This is a genomic window from Paenibacillus sp. FSL R7-0302, from assembly GCF_038006885.1.
Taxonomy (GTDB): domain Bacteria; phylum Bacillota; class Bacilli; order Paenibacillales; family Paenibacillaceae; genus Paenibacillus_AQ.
On sequence record NZ_JBBOWB010000001.1, the window covers coordinates 5429714 to 5448142 of the forward strand.

Consider the following 18429-nt stretch of genomic DNA (forward strand, 5'->3'; position numbering starts at 1 on the left):
GAGTGTGTGGTGCGGATGAGCATGGTGGCGGATGAGCGAGAAGACGGTGTGTGAGGTGACGAATGAGCATGGTGGCAGATAAGTGGACTGCTGGAAGTTAAGCGGACACAGAAGCCGCTATTTGGCTTAAAATATCATTTTGCTGCTTGTTGCGGACTCAGGGGCCGTTAACTTCGAATTTTGAGCCAAATGTTACGCCAATTAGGTTACTTAACGGCCTCTGAGTCCGTTTGAATCCACAAAATGAGGAAATCCATTCCATTAAGAGCACTACAGTCCGCCATTCCTCGCTTCATGTATCCGTAAGCCGCCCCACGCTCACTTTCCACGAATTCAGGGTGCACTCATACACCTCATTCGCGCTCCACGCCCGGCCCTGAGCATAACGTTTGAAGGAGGTCAGGCCACACAAAAAGCAGGAGACTCCCGCGATGGTGTCACCGCCAAGAGAACGCCTGCTCCAATTAGTATTTTACCTGGATACCTACCAGAACTTATTGTGCTGACCCGTTACTTCCCCTGCTCCTCCAGCCGCTCAACACCAACAGTCTGTGTATTCGTCGGCCGGGAGCCTACCTGAACCGTTGCCATACCGTTATCCGAATCTACATGCTCAATCCAAACCGGTTCTCCGTCGAGATGCACAGCGATCTTGTCCTTGGAAGCGTAAATATCCTTCGCACGTGTTATATCCATTCTCTTCTTGCCTCCTTATTCCTCGTCATCTTCCGCCGGAAGCTCCCCTATGGTTGCACCGGCATCCAGCAGGCCTGCGTCCTCGTCCAGTCCGGCATCCTCCGGATCGGCAATAATATTGTCCCAATTGACCGCCTCTGCCGGAATATCCTGCTCCGATAGGGCATCGCTCCAGTGATAGTGCTCCTTGTCCATAATGCCCCCTTTTCACGCTTTGTGTCTGTGCAAGCTGAGCAGCATTTATTTTTTCCCATGACTCTCAAAACATGCATCCGGCTAGAAAAAGCCCTCCCGTTCCATACTAAGCCATAACACATCCCATCAGGAGGCGATTCTCATGCATACCGTTTGGAAAGGAGCCATCAGCTTCGGGCTTGTGCATGTTCCGGTCAAGATGTTCTCCGCTACGGAGGATAAAGACATCTCGCTGCGCTACATCCACAAAGAATGCGGCAGTCCGCTGTCTTATGTACGTAAATGTCCTGTCTGTGACAAGGAGGTCACCTGGGAGGAGATCGGCAAGGGGTACGAATATGAGAAAGGAAAATTTGTCCTGTTCGACAAGGAGGAGCTGGATCAGCTAAGCGAGGAGAGCAGCAAGAGCATCACCATACTGGATTTCGTGGATTTGACGGAGATTGACCCAATTTATTTCCAGAAGACCTATTATCTGTCACCAGACCAGGCAGGTGCCAATGCTTACCGTTTGCTGATGGAGGCGATGCGTCAGACGGGGAAGATCGGTATTGCCAAGATCTCCATCCGCTCCAAAAGCAGTCTGGCCGCCATCCGCGTCCTGGCGGACTGTCTGGCGATTGAGACGATCTATTACCCGGACGAGGTCCGTCCGGTATCGCAGGTTCCCGGCCTGCCGGAGCCGGGCAGCGTGAACGACAAGGAGCTGGACATGGCCAAGCTGCTGATCTCACAGCTGTCCACCCCGTTCGAGCCTGCCAAATATACGGATGATTACCGCCAGCGGATGCTTGATCTGATTACGCACAAAATTGCCGGCGAAGAGTTCCATATTGCTCCGGCCCGCCAGGAGAACAATGTTATCGATCTGATGGCTGCCCTGCAGGCCAGTATCGAGGCTGTGCAGCATATTCCTTCCGATCCCGGACCCGCCAAGGGAGGCAGCGGGGCCAAGCCGCGGACAGCCGCCGGTGCGAAGAAACGTCCGGCCAAGGCTACTGCCACCGGGACTTCAACCGATACACCCGCCGCTCCGGTTGTAGATGAAGCCACCGGACCAATTCCGGTGATCGCCCCGAAGCCGAAGCGCCGGAGCGCGAAGAGCAAGGGCACCGGTGCCTAGAGGCCGGGCGTCTGCGCCCGTTGCCAGACTCGACAGTTCCCTTCAGCTTAAGCCCGTCATTCCGTTTGAGCCCGTACTGGCCTCTGTGCTTCCCGATGGGGACCAGTGGATCGCCCAGATCAAATGGGACGGCGTGCGGATGATCTCCTATTACGATGGGCGCCAGGCCGAACTGATTAACCGCCGTGGCAACCGGCGCACGCTCCAATATCCTGAGCTGGCCGGACCAGGGAGCTATTGCCGGGCCGGCTCCTTCATTCTGGATGGCGAGATCATTGCACTCAGCGGCGGCAAGCCCTCCTTCCATGAGGTCATGCGGCGGGACAGCCTGAAGAATGAGGCGGCGATCCGGGCAGTGCAGACGCAGGTTCCGGTGCTGTATATGGTTTTTGATATGCTGTATTGTGATGGCATCTGGCTGCTGGACGAACCGCTGTCCCGGCGGCAGGAGCTGCTGAAGGAGATGCTGCTGCCCCATCCCCATGTGCAGCAGGTGCCAAGCTACCCGGACCCTGCACAACTGCTTGCTGCCGCGCGGCAAGGCAGTCTAGAAGGGATCGTCTGCAAGGATCTCGATAGCACCTATGCGCCGGGCGGCAAGGACAAACGCTGGCAGAAGCTTAAGATCATCTCCGACGTCACTGCTGTCGCCGGGGGTGTCACCTTCCGGGACGGAATCGTCAACGCGCTGCTGTTCGGCCTGTATGATGATGCCGGCAGGCTGCATTATATCGGACATGCCGGGGCGGGCAGAATGACCGTCCAAGACTGGCAGACGCTGACCGGACGAATTCCGGGACTTGTCACAGAGCAGATGCCGTTTGCCGAGCTTCCGCAGCGAAGCTCAGGCTCCGTTTGGATTAAGCCTGAGCTGGTGTTTAAGCTGCATTTTCTGGAATGGAATCCCTCCGGCACCTTCCGCCAGCCTGTGATTCAGGCTCAGGTCGAACTGCCCGCCCATTCTTGTTCTTTAAGCCAGAGGGGGTTGTAGCTGCCTATTGGGGAGTAAGGCTTCCGGCAGTGGATGTGTTGTTGCTGCAGCACTTCTATAATGCCGCCGGACTCCAAAAAGGGACATCATTGTGTTCGGTTTTCCTTTACATTCGGCCCGCACGCCTTCCCGGGAGCCATTGTGTTCGGTTTTTCGCATACAAAAAAAGATGTCCCTCAGCCTTTGCGGCTTCTGGAACACCTTTATTTTAACGCCCTGATGCCCGCTCGGTTCCCCTCACCGCTGCACCATACCGGCGGCAATGCTCTCCCATTGCTCCCGGGTCAGCCGCTTATCCGGCGGGTCCGTAATCAAAGCAAGCCCTCCGTAGGCGTTATCATACCAATACAATCTGCTTACTGAACTTCCGTTCTCTTCTCCAGCGCTTGTCCCCGGAATGAATAGCAGCTCCTTATCCTCGTAGGTCCATAGTTCAGCCGTTTGGCCGGGGGATACGTGAATTTGCGAAGGACCGGTGGTTGCTGCGTTATTCCAGAATAACTGAAGCTTCAGCTGCTGGCTGCCATCCTGATAGATCACCTCGGCGCTTGCGAGCTTCTCCAAGGGCCATAAAGTTGCAGCCAGCGGATTCCCGTCCGGAGCAGCTTCCGTTTTGGCCTTCAATGCCTCCAGTGTCAGCCTATACTCCGGCTCAAACGCAGAGGGGGTTTTGGCGAACAGCCGGCCCCCGGCAAACTGTAACCCGCCTATTCGCTCAGGCGGCAGTGCAAAGCTCCACTTGCCCGTTTGCTCCCGGGCGGCTGACAGCTGCGCGTAGTTGGTATAGGGAACCGTTCTGCTAGTGAAAAATAGCGGTTTCCCATAACCCAGCCCGTTCATCAATGCAATCAATTCACTGTCATTGACATAATAAGCTGCTGTCTCCCCCGGCTGTAAATCTGCTTGCGCCTGTTGTTCATATTGCTCCCTTAGCTTAAAGAAACGTTCCCGGGCAGAGCTAGAGCCAATGTAGGGCGGTGTGTAGACCTTCAGTTCTGCCTTCTTCACCTGTGCCACAATTCTGCCGCTGCTGTCCTTAAGGGCCAGTGGCTGCCCTTCCGTCTGCCGGATGACCGCAAAGTCCGGCTGCAGCGCCTTCCCCGTAGTTTCCTGGTCCGTCATATTGCGGAGCACGCTGAACCCAGCCAGCCCCAGCAGCGCAACTGCGCAGAGTCCGGCGGCCAGCCTTCTGCCCCGCTGTGCTGCAGGACGCAGCGAAGGTAGTGGCTGCCTGATCATCACAGGCGCCTGCGTAACCGTTCCTGGCAACGCTTGCCCCGGTGAATTTCCGCCGCCCTCGGACGTAAGCCGCTGTGCATGGATAGCAAGTACCCGCTCCATAACGGATGACTTGACATCAATGCTGCCCGGAGCCTCGCCCGCGCCCATTCGTCTTATCCTTTTTTCTTCAGCAGTGAAGTGCTCGTCCATGGTGTTGCCTCCCCCTCTCTTTGCTCCTGTAGCAGGCTGGTGAGCTTAACGATTGTACGCCGGTATCTTTTTTTGACCGCATCCTGATTTTTGCCCAGAATCACGGCGATTTCGGCAAAGCTCTGCTCTTCAAAAATCCTCAGCACCAGCAGGTTCCGCTCCTCCGCCTTCAGCCGGGCAAGCGCTACAGCGAGCGGTTCATCGAACAGGAAGCGGTCCAGCTGCTGCTCCGGGCTTTCCGCGTATTTCTGCGGCTGCAGCAGCAGCCTCACCCGGTTCTGCCGCTGGCGCTGGCGGATAACCGCCAGGCAATGGTGATAAGCGATTTTATACAGCCATGAAGAGAAGCTGACCAGCGGGCGATACTTGCCGATATTTTGATAGGCTTTGACCAGAATCTCCTGCACGGCATCCTCCGCCTCTGCCCCGCTGCCTAGCAGACGGCTGCAATAACGGTACATCGGCTGCTGAACAGTCTCAACGATCCGCCCGTACTGCTCCACGTCGCCGTTTTGCACCTGAACAACGAGGTGTTCCATTTCATCCAAAATCGTAAAACGCTCCTCTCTTCTAGCTAACACCCTTATAAGCCCCGGCCCTGACCAAAAGGGACATTTTGCGCATAAAAAGTGTGAACTGCACTTATCCCGGACCGGAATCCCGACTGAAAACCGGCAGCGCGGCAAATACTACGCAGACATAGACAAGCCTAAGGAGGGATGTGCCATGCCAGCGGCCACGAAAGGAACCATTACCGTAGACGGACAGCAAATCAGCATCACCAATCCCGACAAACCGCTCTGGCCCGAGATGGGCATCACCAAGCAGATCTATCTGCAAAAGCTGGCGGCCCTCTCGCCTTACCTGCTGCGCTATTGCAAGGACCGGCTGCTCACGGTGATCCGCTATCCCCATGGCGTTCCCGGGATGTCCTTTTATCAGAAGAACGCCCCGGAACCGCTGCCGGAATTCGTCCGCACGGCGGTGCAGGATGATATCACCTACATTGTGCTGCAGGGCCTGCCGGAGCTGCTCTGGCTGGGCAATCTGGCTGCGCTCGAATTCCATCCCTCCCTCCATTATGCCGGCAGTATTCTGCCCTGCGAATGGATGATTGATCTGGACCCTTCGCTTGAGGTCGAACCGCGGATTATGGAAGCTGCTGCTGTGGTAGGGGAGGTACTGAGATCGCTCGGACTGGACACCGTTCCCAAAACCTCGGGAGCCACCGGAGTACAGATCATTGTGCCGGTTAAGCCGGGGGTGACCTTCGATGAGCTGCGCAAGATCGGGCATTTCGTAGGCCGTTATGTCACCGAGAAGCGCCCTGATCTGTTCACCCTGGAGCGCCTGAAGAAGCATCGCGGGGATAAAATATATTTCGATTATCTCCAGCATTACGGCGGCAAAACGCTCGCTGCCCCTTACACCCCGCGCGCCCGGCCGCTGGCTACCGTCTCCACTCCCCTCCTGTGGGAGGAGGTTGAACGGGGCGTCAAGCCTACAGATTTCAACCTGCTGAATATAGAAGAGCGTCTCAGCCGGTTAGGAGATCTGATTGCCAAGGTTCCTCCCCAGCCGGTCGAAGCGATTATTGCCAAGCTGCCCTCAGGACAGCAATAAGCCCGCAAATGCCATTCTCAGGCTGCGGGCTTATCTGGCGTCCAGAATCAGGACGGAAGGTATTATTATATATGGGCATACGGGGCAACAAGTCAGGACCGCCGTATGGGTTACTCTGTCGTTCGTAAATATACCTTCCTTCGAAGCGTTCCGGCTGAACCGGTTACGCTAATGCTAATGAATTGCTTTTTTCTTGAAGCGGCCGCCCTTAACATCATGGATATTGCCGATCGCGATGAACGCGTCAGAATCCCAATCTTCTACGATAGACTTCAGCTTCGCTTCTTCCAGACGGGTAATGACAACAAAAATCACTTTCTTGTTATCGCCGGAGAATCCGCCCTCACCATCAAGATAAGTCACTCCGCGTCCCAGACGCTCCGTCAGAGCTTCGCCGATATCACGGAATTTATCACTGATAATCCATACCGACTTGGACTGGTCCAGACCTTCAAGTGTAATATCAATCAGTTTGAAAGCAATGTAATACGCAATAAGCGAGAACATCGCATTATTCCAGCCGAACACAAAGCCTGCGCCGGACAGAATGAACAGGTTGAAGAACATAACGACTTCCCCTACAGAGAACGGAAGCCTCTTGGATACCAGAATGGCTACAATCTCAGTACCATCGAGCGATCCGCCATAACGGACAACGAGCCCGACCCCAACGCCGAGAATTACCCCTCCGAATACTGCTGCCAGCAGCGGCTCAACCGTAATGGGATGAACAGGATGGAGTAACTGGGTACCGATGGACATTACAATTACAGCAAATAGAGTAGATAAGGCAAATGTCTTCCCGATCTGCTTATACCCGATAACCAGGAACGGCAGGTTAAGCAGGGTCAATAGAATACCGAGCGGTATATTGAAAATATGGGACAACATAATGGAAATACCGGTGATTCCGCCATCAATCAACTTATTGGGAACAAGAAAAATTTCAAGGGCAACAGACATCATGGCCGCTCCGATGACAATCATCACAATCCGCTGGGCCAGTCTTGCCGTCTTGAACACTCCAGACTTCTGCGTCTTCTTCTGTTCTTCACTCGTAAAGATATGTTGGCTTACAGTCATAGAACTCCCCCTATAAATAGTATATCTAAGAAGCTTACGAAAGCGAACGTACAGTCGTGCCTTCTCCCCTGTTCTTCTTATATTTCCATTATATCATAAAGGAAAGTCAAATAACGCATGTAAATTGATATAACCTTCGATAATCGATGATTCGGCCATCTTTTCTGTCATAATAGCGGAGATAAGAGCTGACACAGACTTTCTATGCGTTTGACATTACGGCTGCGCTCCCGGAATTTTTTCGGATCAATGAATTCACTCTGCTCCAGATCTCTGCTGAAGTCCTCAGCCAGCTCTGTAATAGTCTCCGGACGGAACAGCACCGCCGTCAGCTCGAAGTTGGAATAGAAGCTGCGCATGTCCAGATTGGCACTGCCGACGGTGGCCAGCAGGCTGTCGATAATCATGACCTTGGCATGCATGAACCCTCTGGTATAGCGGTAAAACTTCACGCCAGCGTCCTGCAGATTCTCCAGATACGACAGCGTAGCATAATAGACCAGCTTGTTATCCGGCTTCGCCGGGATAATAATCCTTACGTCCACACCGCTAAGGACTGCATTCTTCAGCGCCCTGCTTATCGCGGGGTCGGGGATGAAATATGGCGAGGTCATCCAGATACGCTGTCTCGCGGCACAGATGGAAGCAAAATACATCTCCTGGGTCGCATCTATGGCCGCATCGGGACCGCTGGCGACAATCTGCACGGCTTCCCTTCCGCTACAGTCATGATCCGGAAAGAAGCGCGGATGGCTGAGCGCATCACCGGCCGCCAGCCGCCAGTCCTTGAGAAACACATACTGCAGCTGATAGACGGCATCCCCTTCGAGGCGCAGATGCGTATCCCGCCAGTAGCCCATTTCCGGATTTTTGCCCAGGTAATCATCGCCGATGTTCATGCCTCCGGTGAATCCGGTCAGTCCGTCCACCACCAGGATCTTCCGGTGATTACGGTAGTTGAACCGGCGGTCCGGCAGTGCAGTCAGCGGCGGCAGAAAAAAATAAACCTGCACCCCCGCGTTCTTCAGTGTATTCACAAAGCCCCGGCTTAGTTTATGGCTTCCCAGGCCATCGCACAGCAGGCGCACCCTCACCCCCTGGCGTACCTTGCGGATCATCAGCTCCTGGAACTGCTTGCCGATCCCGTCCTCCCGGAAAATATAAAACTCCATGTGGATGTGCTCCTGCGCACCTTCCATCACCTCCAGCATGGACTTATACGCTGCCTGTGCGCTGGACAGCACTTCACACCGGTTGCGGCTTGTAACCGGACTGTCCGCCAGTTCAGAGAACAGGTGCAGCAGCTCAGAGCGGTGTTCAAATCCGGGGTTGCCGGTATCCTCCACCTGCTTGACCTGATGAATCTTGCCGGCAATATGAATACGGATTTCCCGCAGCAGGGAGACGCACCGGTTCACGAGCTTGCGGCTCTGCCAGTAATCGCGCCCCAGGAAATAGTAGAACAGCAGACCCAGCGGCGGGCAACAGAAGGTAATACATATCCAGGCAAGCGCCCGCTGCGGACGGCGGAATTCGGAAGCAGTAATAATGGCAAGCTGCACAATAAAAAGACATAAGATCACGGCAAATATCCTCATTCCGGGCCTCCTGATCAACTGAATGAACTATTACTATCTCTGCGGGCATAGACGGCGCCTGCTAACTTTCACGTGAAATCTGCGGCGGCAGAAGCCTGCGCTTACTACAGGTTTTGCCTTAACTCTCCTTCTTTATTCAAGTAAACCGTTGTCATGTTCGCCTTAGTTATGGAATACATAGAGTAGTAGGACGAATCGGATAAGCCCCCTGCACCCCGACAGATTGTATCAGTCAGTTCATACCCAGCGGCTGCCATGGCCGCAGTAAGGAGACGTTATGAAGAGTCAGCCAAGTCAGGAAAAGATTACGCTGCTCGTTATGCGTGAGGCCGGACGGCCTGTGAAGCAGCTGCAGATGTCAAAGCCCTTCGCTCTGGCGCTGCCTGCCGCAGCCGCGCTGTCCCTCTCCAGTCTGGTCACCTCCATGCATATCCATGCTTCCCGGTCCATCGCAGAGCTGGAGGCCGAAGCGGCCGCCTTATCACTGACCAATATCCGCATGGAGCTGAAGGTTGCCGATAAGGATCAGGCATTGCAGCAGCTGCGCGGCCAGGTAAGCGAGCTCTCGGAGGAAGCGGAGAGCATTAAAGACAAGCTGAAGAGTGTCACAGAGCTGGAAGAGCAGCTGCAGTCACTGATCAACAAGGAGACCACCTCTTCCGCTGCCGGTAGCAGTTCTAGTAAGGCTACCCGGACTGAAGATGCTGGCTCCAAGACCTACAGTGCGGATATATCAACCTCCGCAGCTTCCGTCATAGGCAGCCAGCCGGTAGTGGCGGACTTGCCTGATACCGGAGCAGGAGCCGTAGCCGCCGGAAGCTATGGTAAGATCAGCCGCTTAAGCGCCGGCCCGTTCATCCGGGAACAGCCGGAAGCTCTCTCTGCCGCCGTATCGCCTGCCGTCAACTTCCGGATCAGGGCTGCTGCTACAGCACTGAGCCTGCCTGCCAATCCACAGGTCGGCGGTGAATATGTCGCCGTCTACGAGAATGATCCGCAGCGGCTGGTTGAGGAGACAAAGGACGACTTCGAGGAGATCCGCAGCATCATGGATGAGATGATTGGCAGTATCTCAAGCACGATTACACAGGCTGAGAAGGCACACAAGACAAGAGCGGAGTTTCAGGCCAAACAAGCCCAGGAGAAGCAAGCCCGGCTGGCACGGGCCGTGATGTGGCCTACCGGCTCGAAGGTCATCACCTCCAGCTTCGGTTACCGCTCTGATCCTTTTAAGGGCGTCTCTGCTTATCACTCCGGGATTGATATTGCGGGAAATATCGGAGATGCGGTATACGCGGCACTGGGCGGCGTGGTTACCTCCGCAGAACAAATGGGAGCCCGGGGCAAATACATCATAATCAAGCATGACAATGGACTGGAGACCTGGTACATGCATTTGAACCAAATGACGGTCTCCCCCGGCGAGCGGGTCGGCAAAGGGGAGCAGATCGGCATGCTGGGCAGCACCGGGCGCAGCACGGGACCCCATCTGCATTTTCAGGTCGTGAAGCAGAACAAGCCGGTGAATCCGCTCAATTATGTGAAGCCTTTATAGGTTCAAGATTATAAGGAGGAATGCGGGAATGTGGAACAGACGTCAACCGGGTGCTTCGCTGAGGTCAACCGACTCGCTGATCGGACATGGCGGCACGCTTGAAGGGAAAGTGAATTGCGATACGAACCTGCGGATTGAAGGGAATTTCAGCGGGGAGATTCTATGTGAGGGTACTGTGACGGTTGGTGAACAGGGCACCGTCCACTCCAGCATTGAGGCGCAGGAGATCATTATCGCCGGCAAGGTCTATGGAGACGTAACCGCCCAGCGGAAGCTCATACTCACCGGAACGGGACAGCTGCATGGTAACATTGCCGCCGGTTCCCTGAGCATTGCGGAAGGCAGCCTGCTGAACGGAGCTGTGGCCATGACCGAACAGCCCGCCCCTGAGACAGCGGGCGGGCTGCATACGGTCACTGCCAAGAAGACTGCAGGCAAGCGCAGAGAGAGCAAGCAGAGTAAGCTGGAGGGTGCATGAGCCGTAAGCGCTCAGCCTGTACGCCTGCATTGACCAGCCCCAGTTTGCGCCTTACGCTGCTACATCCCTTTTACGGAACACAATCCAGGATACCGCCATGAATACAACATAATACACAGCCAGGACGGCAATCGCGAACCCCAGCGTCGCTCCCCCGGGACCGGTATCGGACACCAGATAATTGCTAAGATTCATATGGGCAAAAATCAGATAGTTCGCCCACTCATACCGGTCGGGGTTGAAGATGGCGATAAAAATATCCTTGGTGAACATGATCGACAGCGACAGCACAATCGCAAGGCCGCTGGAACGGAATACGCTGGAGATCATGAAGGCAATGGCTGCTGTCAGGAACAATTCAATGTAGCTGCACAGAATCAGCATGAAGACATATTCCCCTTGCCCCCAGCCCATCACCATGTCCCCCGTAATTCCTGCAGCCCCGGAAGAGAAAATGAAGGCGGAGCCATAGCCGAATAAGATTAGCACTCCCGTGCTGACAAGGCTGAAGATAACCAGCGAAATATATTTCGAGAGCAGAATCTTGGAGCGGCTCCATGGGCGGATCAGCAGCAGCTTAATCGTTCCCCAGGTGAATTCGCCCGCCACGGAGTCGGCAGCTACCAGAGCTGTGAAGATGGTATTCAGAAAAAATGCGATGGCTACGGTGGTCCGGAAGCTGTCCCATAGCCCGACTACATCACTGCCGTTCGTGGTGAAATGAACCAGCGCCGGAAACAGCGCGCTCATCAGTGCCAGAAGAACCAGCATAATCCATGTCCGCAGACGTCTGAATATTTTGATATTCTCATTATGTATGAGAGAAGCGAACTCACCCAATGCCTTCACCTCCTGTAATTTCCAAGAATTGATCTTCAAGCGAACGGGACATCGCTTTGATGCTGTAGACCTTAATCCCGGCAGCTACCAGCTTGGCATTCAGCTCGGCAATCTCCTCCCGCACCGCATCTACAGCTAATCCGCCTTCCATGATTACACCTTGGCCGATCTGAGCCAGTGCAGCCTCAGGGTTATCCACCTCGAAGAACGTCTGGCTCACCGGTACCGCTGCATCTCCGACAGTCTTAAGCTGCTTCACATCGATCAGGCGGCCGTTCTGGATAATCGCCACACTATCGCACATCAGCTCCATCTCCGACAGCAGGTGACTGGAGACAAACACGGTTGTCCCCTCGCTCTGACACAGCTTGCGCAGATAATCACGCAGCTCGCGGATACCCTGCGGGTCCAGTCCGTTGGTCGGCTCGTCCAGAATCAGCAGCTTCGGCCGATGCAGCAGAGCCTGGGCCACCCCGAGCCGCTGGCGCATCCCTAAGGAATAGGTCTTGACCCGGTCATTAATCCGCTGGCTGAGGCCGACCAGCTCCACTACTTCATTGATGCGCTCTTTGGTCACGCCGGGCACCATGCGGGCGTACTGGCGAAGATTCTGGTATCCGGTTAGGAACTTGTACATTTCAGGATTCTCTACGATGGCCCCCACATTGGCTATGGCCTCTTCAAAATGGTCTTTGATGCTTCGTCCGCAGATCAGGATATCCCCGCGGCTAATGGAGATCAGTCCTACCATCATACGGATGGTAGTGGTTTTACCGGCTCCGTTCGGCCCAAGGAATCCGAAGATTTGCCCGGGTGGAATATCGAGTGTCAAGTCGCTGATCAGCGTTTTGGAGCCTATCTTTTTGGTAACCCCCATCAGGCTGGCTACAGGCTTCACCACTTCTGCCGTATTCGGCATAACTTCACTTCCTTTCGTCGGTTTGGTGTGAAACGGGTATAGATTAAAATTAAAGTGTCCATCGTAACTGCGGGAAATGTTTGGACCTTCGTTACTTACACTTTATTGTTAAATCCAAAACCTGTTTCAACCATTTATATATTTTACCACACCTTCCCTTTTCCCTGAAATTAGGGAAGATATGCAGGGAAAGGATAGAAAGCAAGTGGAGACGGCTTTGCCGTCCTTTTAAAGGACGGTATCGTTTCGGTGAGAAATAGAAGGATAATGTGTAGCGTGAAACATATACATTCTTATATTTGAAACGAAATTATCCTACCGGATGAACGGGATAGCGCCATGCATGCTGTATTTGGCATACATTCGGGCCATCCTCCTCGTGAGAGCACAATAATCGGCCAGCGCGGGGCGCGAGGGCGAAATGTAATCGAAAAACCGATTACATTGGACAGCGCGGGGCGTATGAGCGGAATGTAATCGGAAAACCGATTACATTGGAGCAGCATGGGGCGCGAGGGCGAAATGTAATCGAAAAACCGATTACATTGGACCAGCGCGGGGCGCGAGGGCGGTATGTAATCGGAAAACCGATTACATTGGAGCAGCATGGGGCCCCGTGTACCGAATGTGTACTGTTTTTCGCATACATTTGCTCCGTCCACCCTCGCGTCAGCACAATGTGTACTGTTTTTCGCATACATTTGCTCCGTCCACCCTCGCGTCAGCACAATGTATACTGTTTTTGACATACATTTCCCCCGTTCACCCTCGCATCAGCACAATGTATACTGCTTTTCACATACATTTGCTCCGTCCACCCTCGCGCCAGCACAATGTATGCTGTTTTTCGCATACATTTGCTCCGTTCACCCTCGCATCAGCACAATGTGTACTGCTTTTCACATACATTTGCTCCGTCCACCCTCGCGCCAGCATCCTGCGGATGGATTAAGCTGCATTTATTATCCACAACGATAACGATAAGCATACTTTATCACCTTCAGACGATACCATAATTTCCTAAAGCGAGAAGAACAAGAGAGGCCATATCTTCCCATAATGGAAAGATACGGCCTCCTGATTAGCGACATGCTCCGTCAATGCCAAATCACATCACTTATGAAATGTAAAATCTTAACCGCCAACACGCGCAAGCTCACGCATATTTGCTTCAAAAGCAGCCATCAGTGCAGCTTCACCGGTCAAACCGCTACTCTCCACCTTGCGGATCTGCTCCAGCATCCGTTTGTAATCCTTCGGAATGACACGGGCGAATCTCGGCAGGGCCTCATCCCATGAATCCAGAATTGCCCGGCCCGCATTACTGTCTGTATGCTGGGTATGACGGCTGATCATAGCATGCAGCTCAGCGATTTCGTCCGCTTCCTCTACACGCTCCAGCAGCACCATTTCCAGGTTACAGCGTTTGATGAAGGTGTTGTCAGGATCGTATACATAAGCAATACCGCCCGACATCCCTGCTGCAAAGTTACGACCTGTTGTACCCAGTACAACCACACGTCCGCCGGTCATGTATTCGCAGCCGTGGTCGCCTACGCCTTCAACGACTACATTCGCCCCGGAGTTGCGGACAGCGAACCGTTCGCCGGCAATGCCGCTCACATAAGCTTCGCCGCCGGTTGCTCCGTACAGCGCCGTATTTCCGATGACGATATTCTCTTCTGCCGCGAAGGTAGCCTTGCGCGAAGGCCGGATAATCAGCTTGCCTCCGGACAGACCTTTGCCGACATAGTCATTCGAGTCGCCTTCAACGGTAATAGTGATGCCCTTCGGCACGAAGGCGCCCAGACTCTGTCCCGCCGATCCGGTGAAATGCAGCCGGATCGTATCGTCCGGCAATCCGGCTGCGCCGTATTTGCGCGTCAGCTCACTGCCGAGAATCGTACCCACGGCACGGTTCACGTTCGTGATCGGCAGGGAAGCTTCCACTGCCGTGCCGGATTCCAGCGCAGGTGCAGCAATATCGAGCAGATGCGTCATATCCAGAGTCTCTTCCAGACCGTGGTTCTGGAACTTGCTGCGGAAGCGTGTGCTTCCTTCCGGCATAGCCGGAATGTGCAGCAGGCTGCTCAGATCGACGCCCTTCTTCTTCCAGTGTGTGGATGCCTTAACCGCATCCAGGCAATCGGTACGGCCGACCATCTCTTCAATTGTCCGGAAGCCCAGCTCTGCCATAATCTCGCGCAGATCCTGTGCCACGAAGGTCATGAAGTTCACCACATGCTGCGGATCACCCATGAAGTTCTTGCGCAGCTCAGGGTTCTGCGTAGCTACGCCCACCGGACAAGTGTCCATCTGGCATACACGCATCATGATACAGCCTACGGCTACCAAAGGTGCAGTAGCGAAGCCGTATTCTTCAGCACCCAGCAGAACGGCTACCGCGAGATCGCGCCCGCTGAGCATCTTGCCGTCTGTCTCCAGCACGACACGGTCGCGCAGATTGTTCAGCATCAGCGTCTGGTGGGTCTCCGCCAGGCCGAGCTCCCAAGGCAGTCCGGCATGACGGATGGAGTTCATCGGCGAAGCGCCGGTTCCCCCATCATAACCGCTGATCAGGATAATATCAGCGCGGCCCTTCGCCACACCTGCGGCAATGGTGCCTACGCCAACCTCAGAGACGAGCTTCACGTTAATGCTGGCACGCGGATTGGCATTCTTCAGATCATAGATCAACTCTGCCAGATCCTCAATCGAATAGATATCGTGATGCGGCGGCGGCGAGATCAGTCCCACGCCTGCCGTTGAACCGCGGACCTCCGCAACCCAAGGGTATACCTTGCGGCCCGGAAGCTGTCCGCCTTCACCCGGCTTGGCGCCCTGCGCCATCTTGATCTGAATCTCGTCGGCGTTCACCAGATAGTTGGAGGTAACGCCGAACCGTCCCGAAGCGACCTGCTTGATTGCACTGCGGCGGGAATCGCCGTTAGCGTCCGTAAGGAAGCGCGCCGGATCTTCTCCGCCTTCCCCGGTGTTGCTCTTGCCGCCGATACGGTTCATGGCAATAGCCAGCGTCTCATGTGCTTCCTTGCTGATCGAGCCGAAGGACATGGCACCGGTCTTGAAGCGTTTCATGATCGATTCAGCCGATTCTACCTCGTCCAGCGATATCGGAGCACCTACGCTCTTGAACTGCAGCATCGAGCGCAGCGTCTGGTGCTTCTCGCTTTCGCCCTGAACGAGCACTGCATACTTCTTATACATCTCATAATCACCGCTGCGCACGGAGTGCTGAAGCAGATGAATGGTCTGCGGGTTGAACAGATGCTCTTCCCCGTCACTGCGCCACTGGTATTCACCGCCGGAATCCAGCACCATATCGTTGCCGTCTTTATCGGTGAACGCGCGGTAATGGCTAGCAAGCGCCTCTTGCGCCACTTCCTCCAGGCCAATTCCGCCGATTCGCGAAGGCGTCCAGGTGAAGTAACGGTCTACGAACTCGGAATTCAGCCCGACTGCTTCAAAAATCTGTGCCCCGCGATAGGACTGAATCGTGGAGATTCCCATTTTGGACAGAATTTTGACCACGCTCTTCGTAGCTGCCTTGATATAGTTCTTCACAGCCTTCTCATGCGAGATTCCGCGGAGCAGGCCTTGGCTGATCATGTCATCGAGACTCTCGAAGGCCAGGTAAGGATTGACCGCACTTACACCATAACCCAGCAGAAGCGCATAATGATGAACTTCACGCGGTTCGCCGGATTCCAGCAGGATGCTGACCTTGGTACGGGTTCCGGAGCGGATTAGATGGTGATGCAGGCTGGAGACTGCCAGGAGCGCCGGAATTGCCGCATTCTCACGGTCTACACCCCGGTCGGACAGAATAAGGATATTATGGCCCTTGCCCATGACGCGGTCTGCCGCCTCATTCATCCGGTCAAGCGCGATTCGCAGCCCCTCTGCCCCCAGCTCTGCCGGGAAGAGAATCGGAATGGACATCGACTTGAAGCCCGCACGGCGGACATGACGGATTTTGGCGAAATCCTCGTTCGAGAGAATTGGAGAATCCAGCGAGATCTGCCGGCAGCTCTCCGGTTCTGCCTTCAGCAGGTTGCGTTCAGGTCCGATCGTAGTCGCTGTGGACGTTACCAGTTCTTCACGGATGGCGTCAATCGGCGGGTTGGTGACCTGGGCGAACATCTGCTTAAAGTAATTGTACAGGCGCTGTGGACGGTCTGATAACACGGCCAGCGGCGAATCGTAACCCATGGAGCCGACAGCTTCGGCGCCTGTGGAGGCCATAGGCTCCAGCACCTTGCGCAGATCCTCGAAGGTATAGCCGAAGGACTGCTGCAGCTGCTGCACATTATCATGCTTCGGATTCGGCAGCTCCGGTGCATCCGGGAGCTGATCGAGACCGATCAGATGCTCATCCAGCCACTCTTGATAAGGCTGCTCGGAGGCGATCTCGGCCTTGACCTCTTCGTCCGAGATAATCCGGCCCTGCTTCGTATCCACGAGCAGCATGCGACCCGGTCTCAGCCGGTCTTTGTATAGAACATCTTCTGCCGGAATGTCGAGGACACCCGCTTCAGAGGAGAGAATAATCAGATCATCTTTGGTGACATAGTAACGCGCAGGACGCAGGCCGTTACGGTCGAGGATGGCCCCGATCTGTACACCGTCGGTAAAGCCCATTGCGGCAGGCCCGTCCCACGGTTCCATCAGGGTGCTGTGGTATTCATAGAAGGCTTTCTTCTTCTCGTCCATACTGTCATGATTGCTCCAAGGCTCAGGAACCATCATCATCGCCACATGGGGCAGAGAGCGTCCGCTCAGGTAGAGGAATTCAAAGGTATTATCGAACATGGCCGTATCGGAGCCGTCCGGATTCACCACCGGCTTAACTTTGCTGATGTCTTCTCCGAACTTCTCGCTCTTGAACAGCGACTGGCGGGCATGCATCCAGTTCACATTGCCGCGAAGGGTGTTAATTTCACCGTTGTGTATCATGAAGCGGTAAGGGTGGGCACGTTCCCAGCTCGGGAAGGTGTTGGTGCTGAAGCGGGAGTGGACCAGCGCAATCGCTGATTCCAGCGTCTCCTCCTGGAGGTCGAGATAGAATTGTCCTACCTGTACGGTAGTGAGCATGCCTTTGTATACGATCTTCTTACAGGAAAGACTCGGCACATAGAAGGATTCACCCTCTTCTGCCCCGCCGTAGCGGATTGCCAGCTCTGCCCGTTTGCGGATCACATACAGCTTGCGTTCGAAGGACAGGTCATCCTTAATTCCCTCCGACCGGCCGATAAATACCTGGCGTACATAAGGCTTAGCCGCCTTGGCCGTCTTGCCGAGCATTTCGTCAAAGGTCGGGACATCGCGGTAACCGAGTACCTGCTGACCCTCTTCCGCGATAATCTCACTCAGGAGCGCCTCATGGCGGGCGCGGATCTCCTCGTTATGAGACAGAAAGATCATACCCACGCCATAATGGCCCGGCTCCGGAAGCTCAAAGCCCAGCTTCGCAGCTTCGCCGGCGAAGAAACGGTGGGGAATCTGCAGCATAATGCCGGCTCCGTCTCCAGAGTTCGGCTCGCTTCCCTGGCCTCCCCGATGCTCCATATTGAAGAGCATAGTCAGCGCATTGCTGACAATATCATGGGACGGCTTGCCTTTTATATGCGCGACAAATCCCATGCCGCAAGCGTCTTTTTCGAACTGGGGATCATACAGGCCCTGTTTGCCGGGCAGTTCAGTGTGTCTCATCACATGCAACCTCTCTATTATAAAGTAGACGGAATTCCAGGAAAATTTTTCAGCGGAAAATCTTAATAATTATTCAGGCAGAATTGGTGTTATTATTTTATCATCGAGCTGACATGAGCGCAATTTAAACTTTTTTATGAGCTTGATTAACAAATACTTTTACAGTG

The 18429-nt window shown here is 54.6% G+C and carries 14 protein-coding genes; 5 read left to right on the top strand and 9 right to left on the bottom strand.

Translation table 11 applies throughout. The features are described from left to right. Positions 1 to 510 precede the first annotated feature (510 nt). Both MKY96_RS23495 and MKY96_RS23500 read right to left on the bottom strand, forming a co-directional pair. Positions 511 to 696 (bottom strand): H-type small acid-soluble spore protein, encoded by a 186-nt coding sequence (locus MKY96_RS23495; protein ID WP_209993287.1) that lies wholly within the window; start codon positions 694 to 696, stop codon positions 511 to 513. Positions 697 to 711: 15 nt separating this feature from the next. Next, positions 712 to 891, bottom strand: coding sequence for a hypothetical protein (locus tag MKY96_RS23500; RefSeq protein WP_340943744.1), 180 nt, complete (start codon positions 889 to 891; stop codon positions 712 to 714). A 142-nt stretch (positions 892 to 1033) separates the two neighbouring features. On the opposite strand from MKY96_RS23500, the gene ku reads away from it, so the two are divergent. Beyond that, positions 1034 to 2014: a non-homologous end joining protein Ku gene (gene ku / locus MKY96_RS23505; protein WP_340943747.1), complete on the top strand. Its 981-nt coding sequence runs from the start codon at positions 1034 to 1036 to the stop codon at positions 2012 to 2014. Beyond that, a complete protein-coding gene (locus MKY96_RS23510) occupies positions 2007 to 3005 on the top strand; it encodes an ATP-dependent DNA ligase (protein WP_340943750.1) in 999 nt (332 codons plus the stop codon). Before ku ends, MKY96_RS23510 begins: the two co-directional genes overlap by 8 nt. Positions 3006 to 3242: 237 nt before the next feature. Here MKY96_RS23510 and MKY96_RS23515 read toward each other — a convergent pair whose 3' ends face one another. Further along, on the bottom strand, positions 3243 to 4436 hold the full coding sequence (locus tag MKY96_RS23515) for a hypothetical protein (protein WP_340943751.1): 1194 nt from the start codon (positions 4434 to 4436) through the stop codon (positions 3243 to 3245). Continuing rightward, on the bottom strand, positions 4400 to 4975 hold the full coding sequence (locus tag MKY96_RS23520; protein WP_340944742.1) for an RNA polymerase sigma factor: 576 nt from the start codon (positions 4973 to 4975) through the stop codon (positions 4400 to 4402). Before MKY96_RS23520 ends, MKY96_RS23515 begins: the two co-directional genes overlap by 37 nt. A gap of 187 nt (positions 4976 to 5162) precedes the next feature. Between MKY96_RS23520 and ligD the strand changes: the two genes are divergently transcribed. Further along, positions 5163 to 6059, top strand: a complete 897-nt coding sequence (gene ligD, locus MKY96_RS23525) for a non-homologous end-joining DNA ligase (RefSeq protein ID WP_340943753.1) — start codon at positions 5163 to 5165, stop codon at positions 6057 to 6059. Positions 6060 to 6233: 174 nt separating this feature from the next. Here the strand turns inward: ligD and MKY96_RS23530 are convergent, their stop codons facing one another. Both MKY96_RS23530 and cls read right to left on the bottom strand, forming a co-directional pair. Further along, entirely contained in the window at positions 6234 to 7142 is a 909-nt protein-coding gene (locus MKY96_RS23530; protein WP_340943755.1) for a YitT family protein, read from the bottom strand. A 167-nt stretch (positions 7143 to 7309) separates the two neighbouring features. After that, a complete protein-coding gene (cls, locus tag MKY96_RS23535; protein ID WP_340943758.1) occupies positions 7310 to 8740 on the bottom strand; it encodes a cardiolipin synthase in 1431 nt (476 codons plus the stop codon). A 277-nt stretch (positions 8741 to 9017) separates the two neighbouring features. On the opposite strand from cls, the gene MKY96_RS23540 reads away from it, so the two are divergent. Both MKY96_RS23540 and MKY96_RS23545 read left to right on the top strand, forming a co-directional pair. Beyond that, the gene (locus tag MKY96_RS23540) at positions 9018 to 10295 is read left to right on the top strand and encodes a M23 family metallopeptidase (protein WP_340943759.1); all 1278 of its coding nucleotides are present in this window, start codon (positions 9018 to 9020) and stop codon (positions 10293 to 10295) included. A 28-nt stretch (positions 10296 to 10323) separates the two neighbouring features. Beyond that, positions 10324 to 10773 carry a bactofilin family protein gene (locus MKY96_RS23545; protein WP_340943761.1) on the top strand — a complete coding sequence of 150 codons (450 nt, stop codon included), beginning with the start codon at positions 10324 to 10326 and terminating at the stop codon, positions 10771 to 10773. Between the two features lie 51 nt (positions 10774 to 10824). Here MKY96_RS23545 and MKY96_RS23550 read toward each other — a convergent pair whose 3' ends face one another. The 3 genes from MKY96_RS23550 to gltB all read right to left on the bottom strand — a co-directional run bounded on the left by MKY96_RS23550 (position 10825) and on the right by gltB (position 18262). Further along, positions 10825 to 11613, bottom strand: a complete 789-nt coding sequence (locus tag MKY96_RS23550) for an ABC transporter permease (RefSeq protein ID WP_339222572.1) — start codon at positions 11611 to 11613, stop codon at positions 10825 to 10827. Then, positions 11606 to 12532: an ABC transporter ATP-binding protein gene (locus tag MKY96_RS23555; protein ID WP_340943762.1), complete on the bottom strand. Its 927-nt coding sequence runs from the start codon at positions 12530 to 12532 to the stop codon at positions 11606 to 11608. The genes MKY96_RS23550 and MKY96_RS23555 overlap by 8 nt, the downstream gene beginning before the upstream one ends. 1134 nt (positions 12533 to 13666) lie before the next feature. Further along, positions 13667 to 18262 carry a glutamate synthase large subunit gene (gene gltB, locus MKY96_RS23560; protein ID WP_340943765.1) on the bottom strand — a complete coding sequence of 1532 codons (4596 nt, stop codon included), beginning with the start codon at positions 18260 to 18262 and terminating at the stop codon, positions 13667 to 13669. Positions 18263 to 18429: the final 167 nt, after the last annotated feature.

Excerpts from the sequence above, each read along its gene's own strand:
- MKY96_RS23495 (WP_209993287.1), bottom strand. The coding sequence starts at position 696 with ATGGATATAACACGTGCGAAGGATATTTACGCTTCCAAGGACAAGATC.
- MKY96_RS23500 (WP_340943744.1), bottom strand. The coding sequence starts at position 891 with ATGGACAAGGAGCACTATCACTGGAGCGATGCCCTATCGGAGCAGGAT.
- ku (WP_340943747.1), top strand. The coding sequence starts at position 1,034 with ATGCATACCGTTTGGAAAGGAGCCATCAGCTTCGGGCTTGTGCATGTT.
- MKY96_RS23515 (WP_340943751.1), bottom strand. The coding sequence starts at position 4,436 with ATGGACGAGCACTTCACTGCTGAAGAAAAAAGGATAAGACGAATGGGC.
- MKY96_RS23520 (WP_340944742.1), bottom strand. The coding sequence starts at position 4,975 with ATGGAACACCTCGTTGTTCAGGTGCAAAACGGCGACGTGGAGCAGTAC.
- ligD (WP_340943753.1), top strand. The coding sequence starts at position 5,163 with ATGCCAGCGGCCACGAAAGGAACCATTACCGTAGACGGACAGCAAATC.
- MKY96_RS23530 (WP_340943755.1), bottom strand. The coding sequence starts at position 7,142 with ATGACTGTAAGCCAACATATCTTTACGAGTGAAGAACAGAAGAAGACG.
- cls (WP_340943758.1), bottom strand. The coding sequence starts at position 8,740 with ATGAGGATATTTGCCGTGATCTTATGTCTTTTTATTGTGCAGCTTGCC.
- MKY96_RS23540 (WP_340943759.1), top strand. The coding sequence starts at position 9,018 with ATGAAGAGTCAGCCAAGTCAGGAAAAGATTACGCTGCTCGTTATGCGT.
- MKY96_RS23545 (WP_340943761.1), top strand. The coding sequence starts at position 10,324 with ATGTGGAACAGACGTCAACCGGGTGCTTCGCTGAGGTCAACCGACTCG.
- MKY96_RS23555 (WP_340943762.1), bottom strand. The coding sequence starts at position 12,532 with ATGCCGAATACGGCAGAAGTGGTGAAGCCTGTAGCCAGCCTGATGGGG.
- gltB (WP_340943765.1), bottom strand. The coding sequence starts at position 18,262 with ATGAGACACACTGAACTGCCCGGCAAACAGGGCCTGTATGATCCCCAG.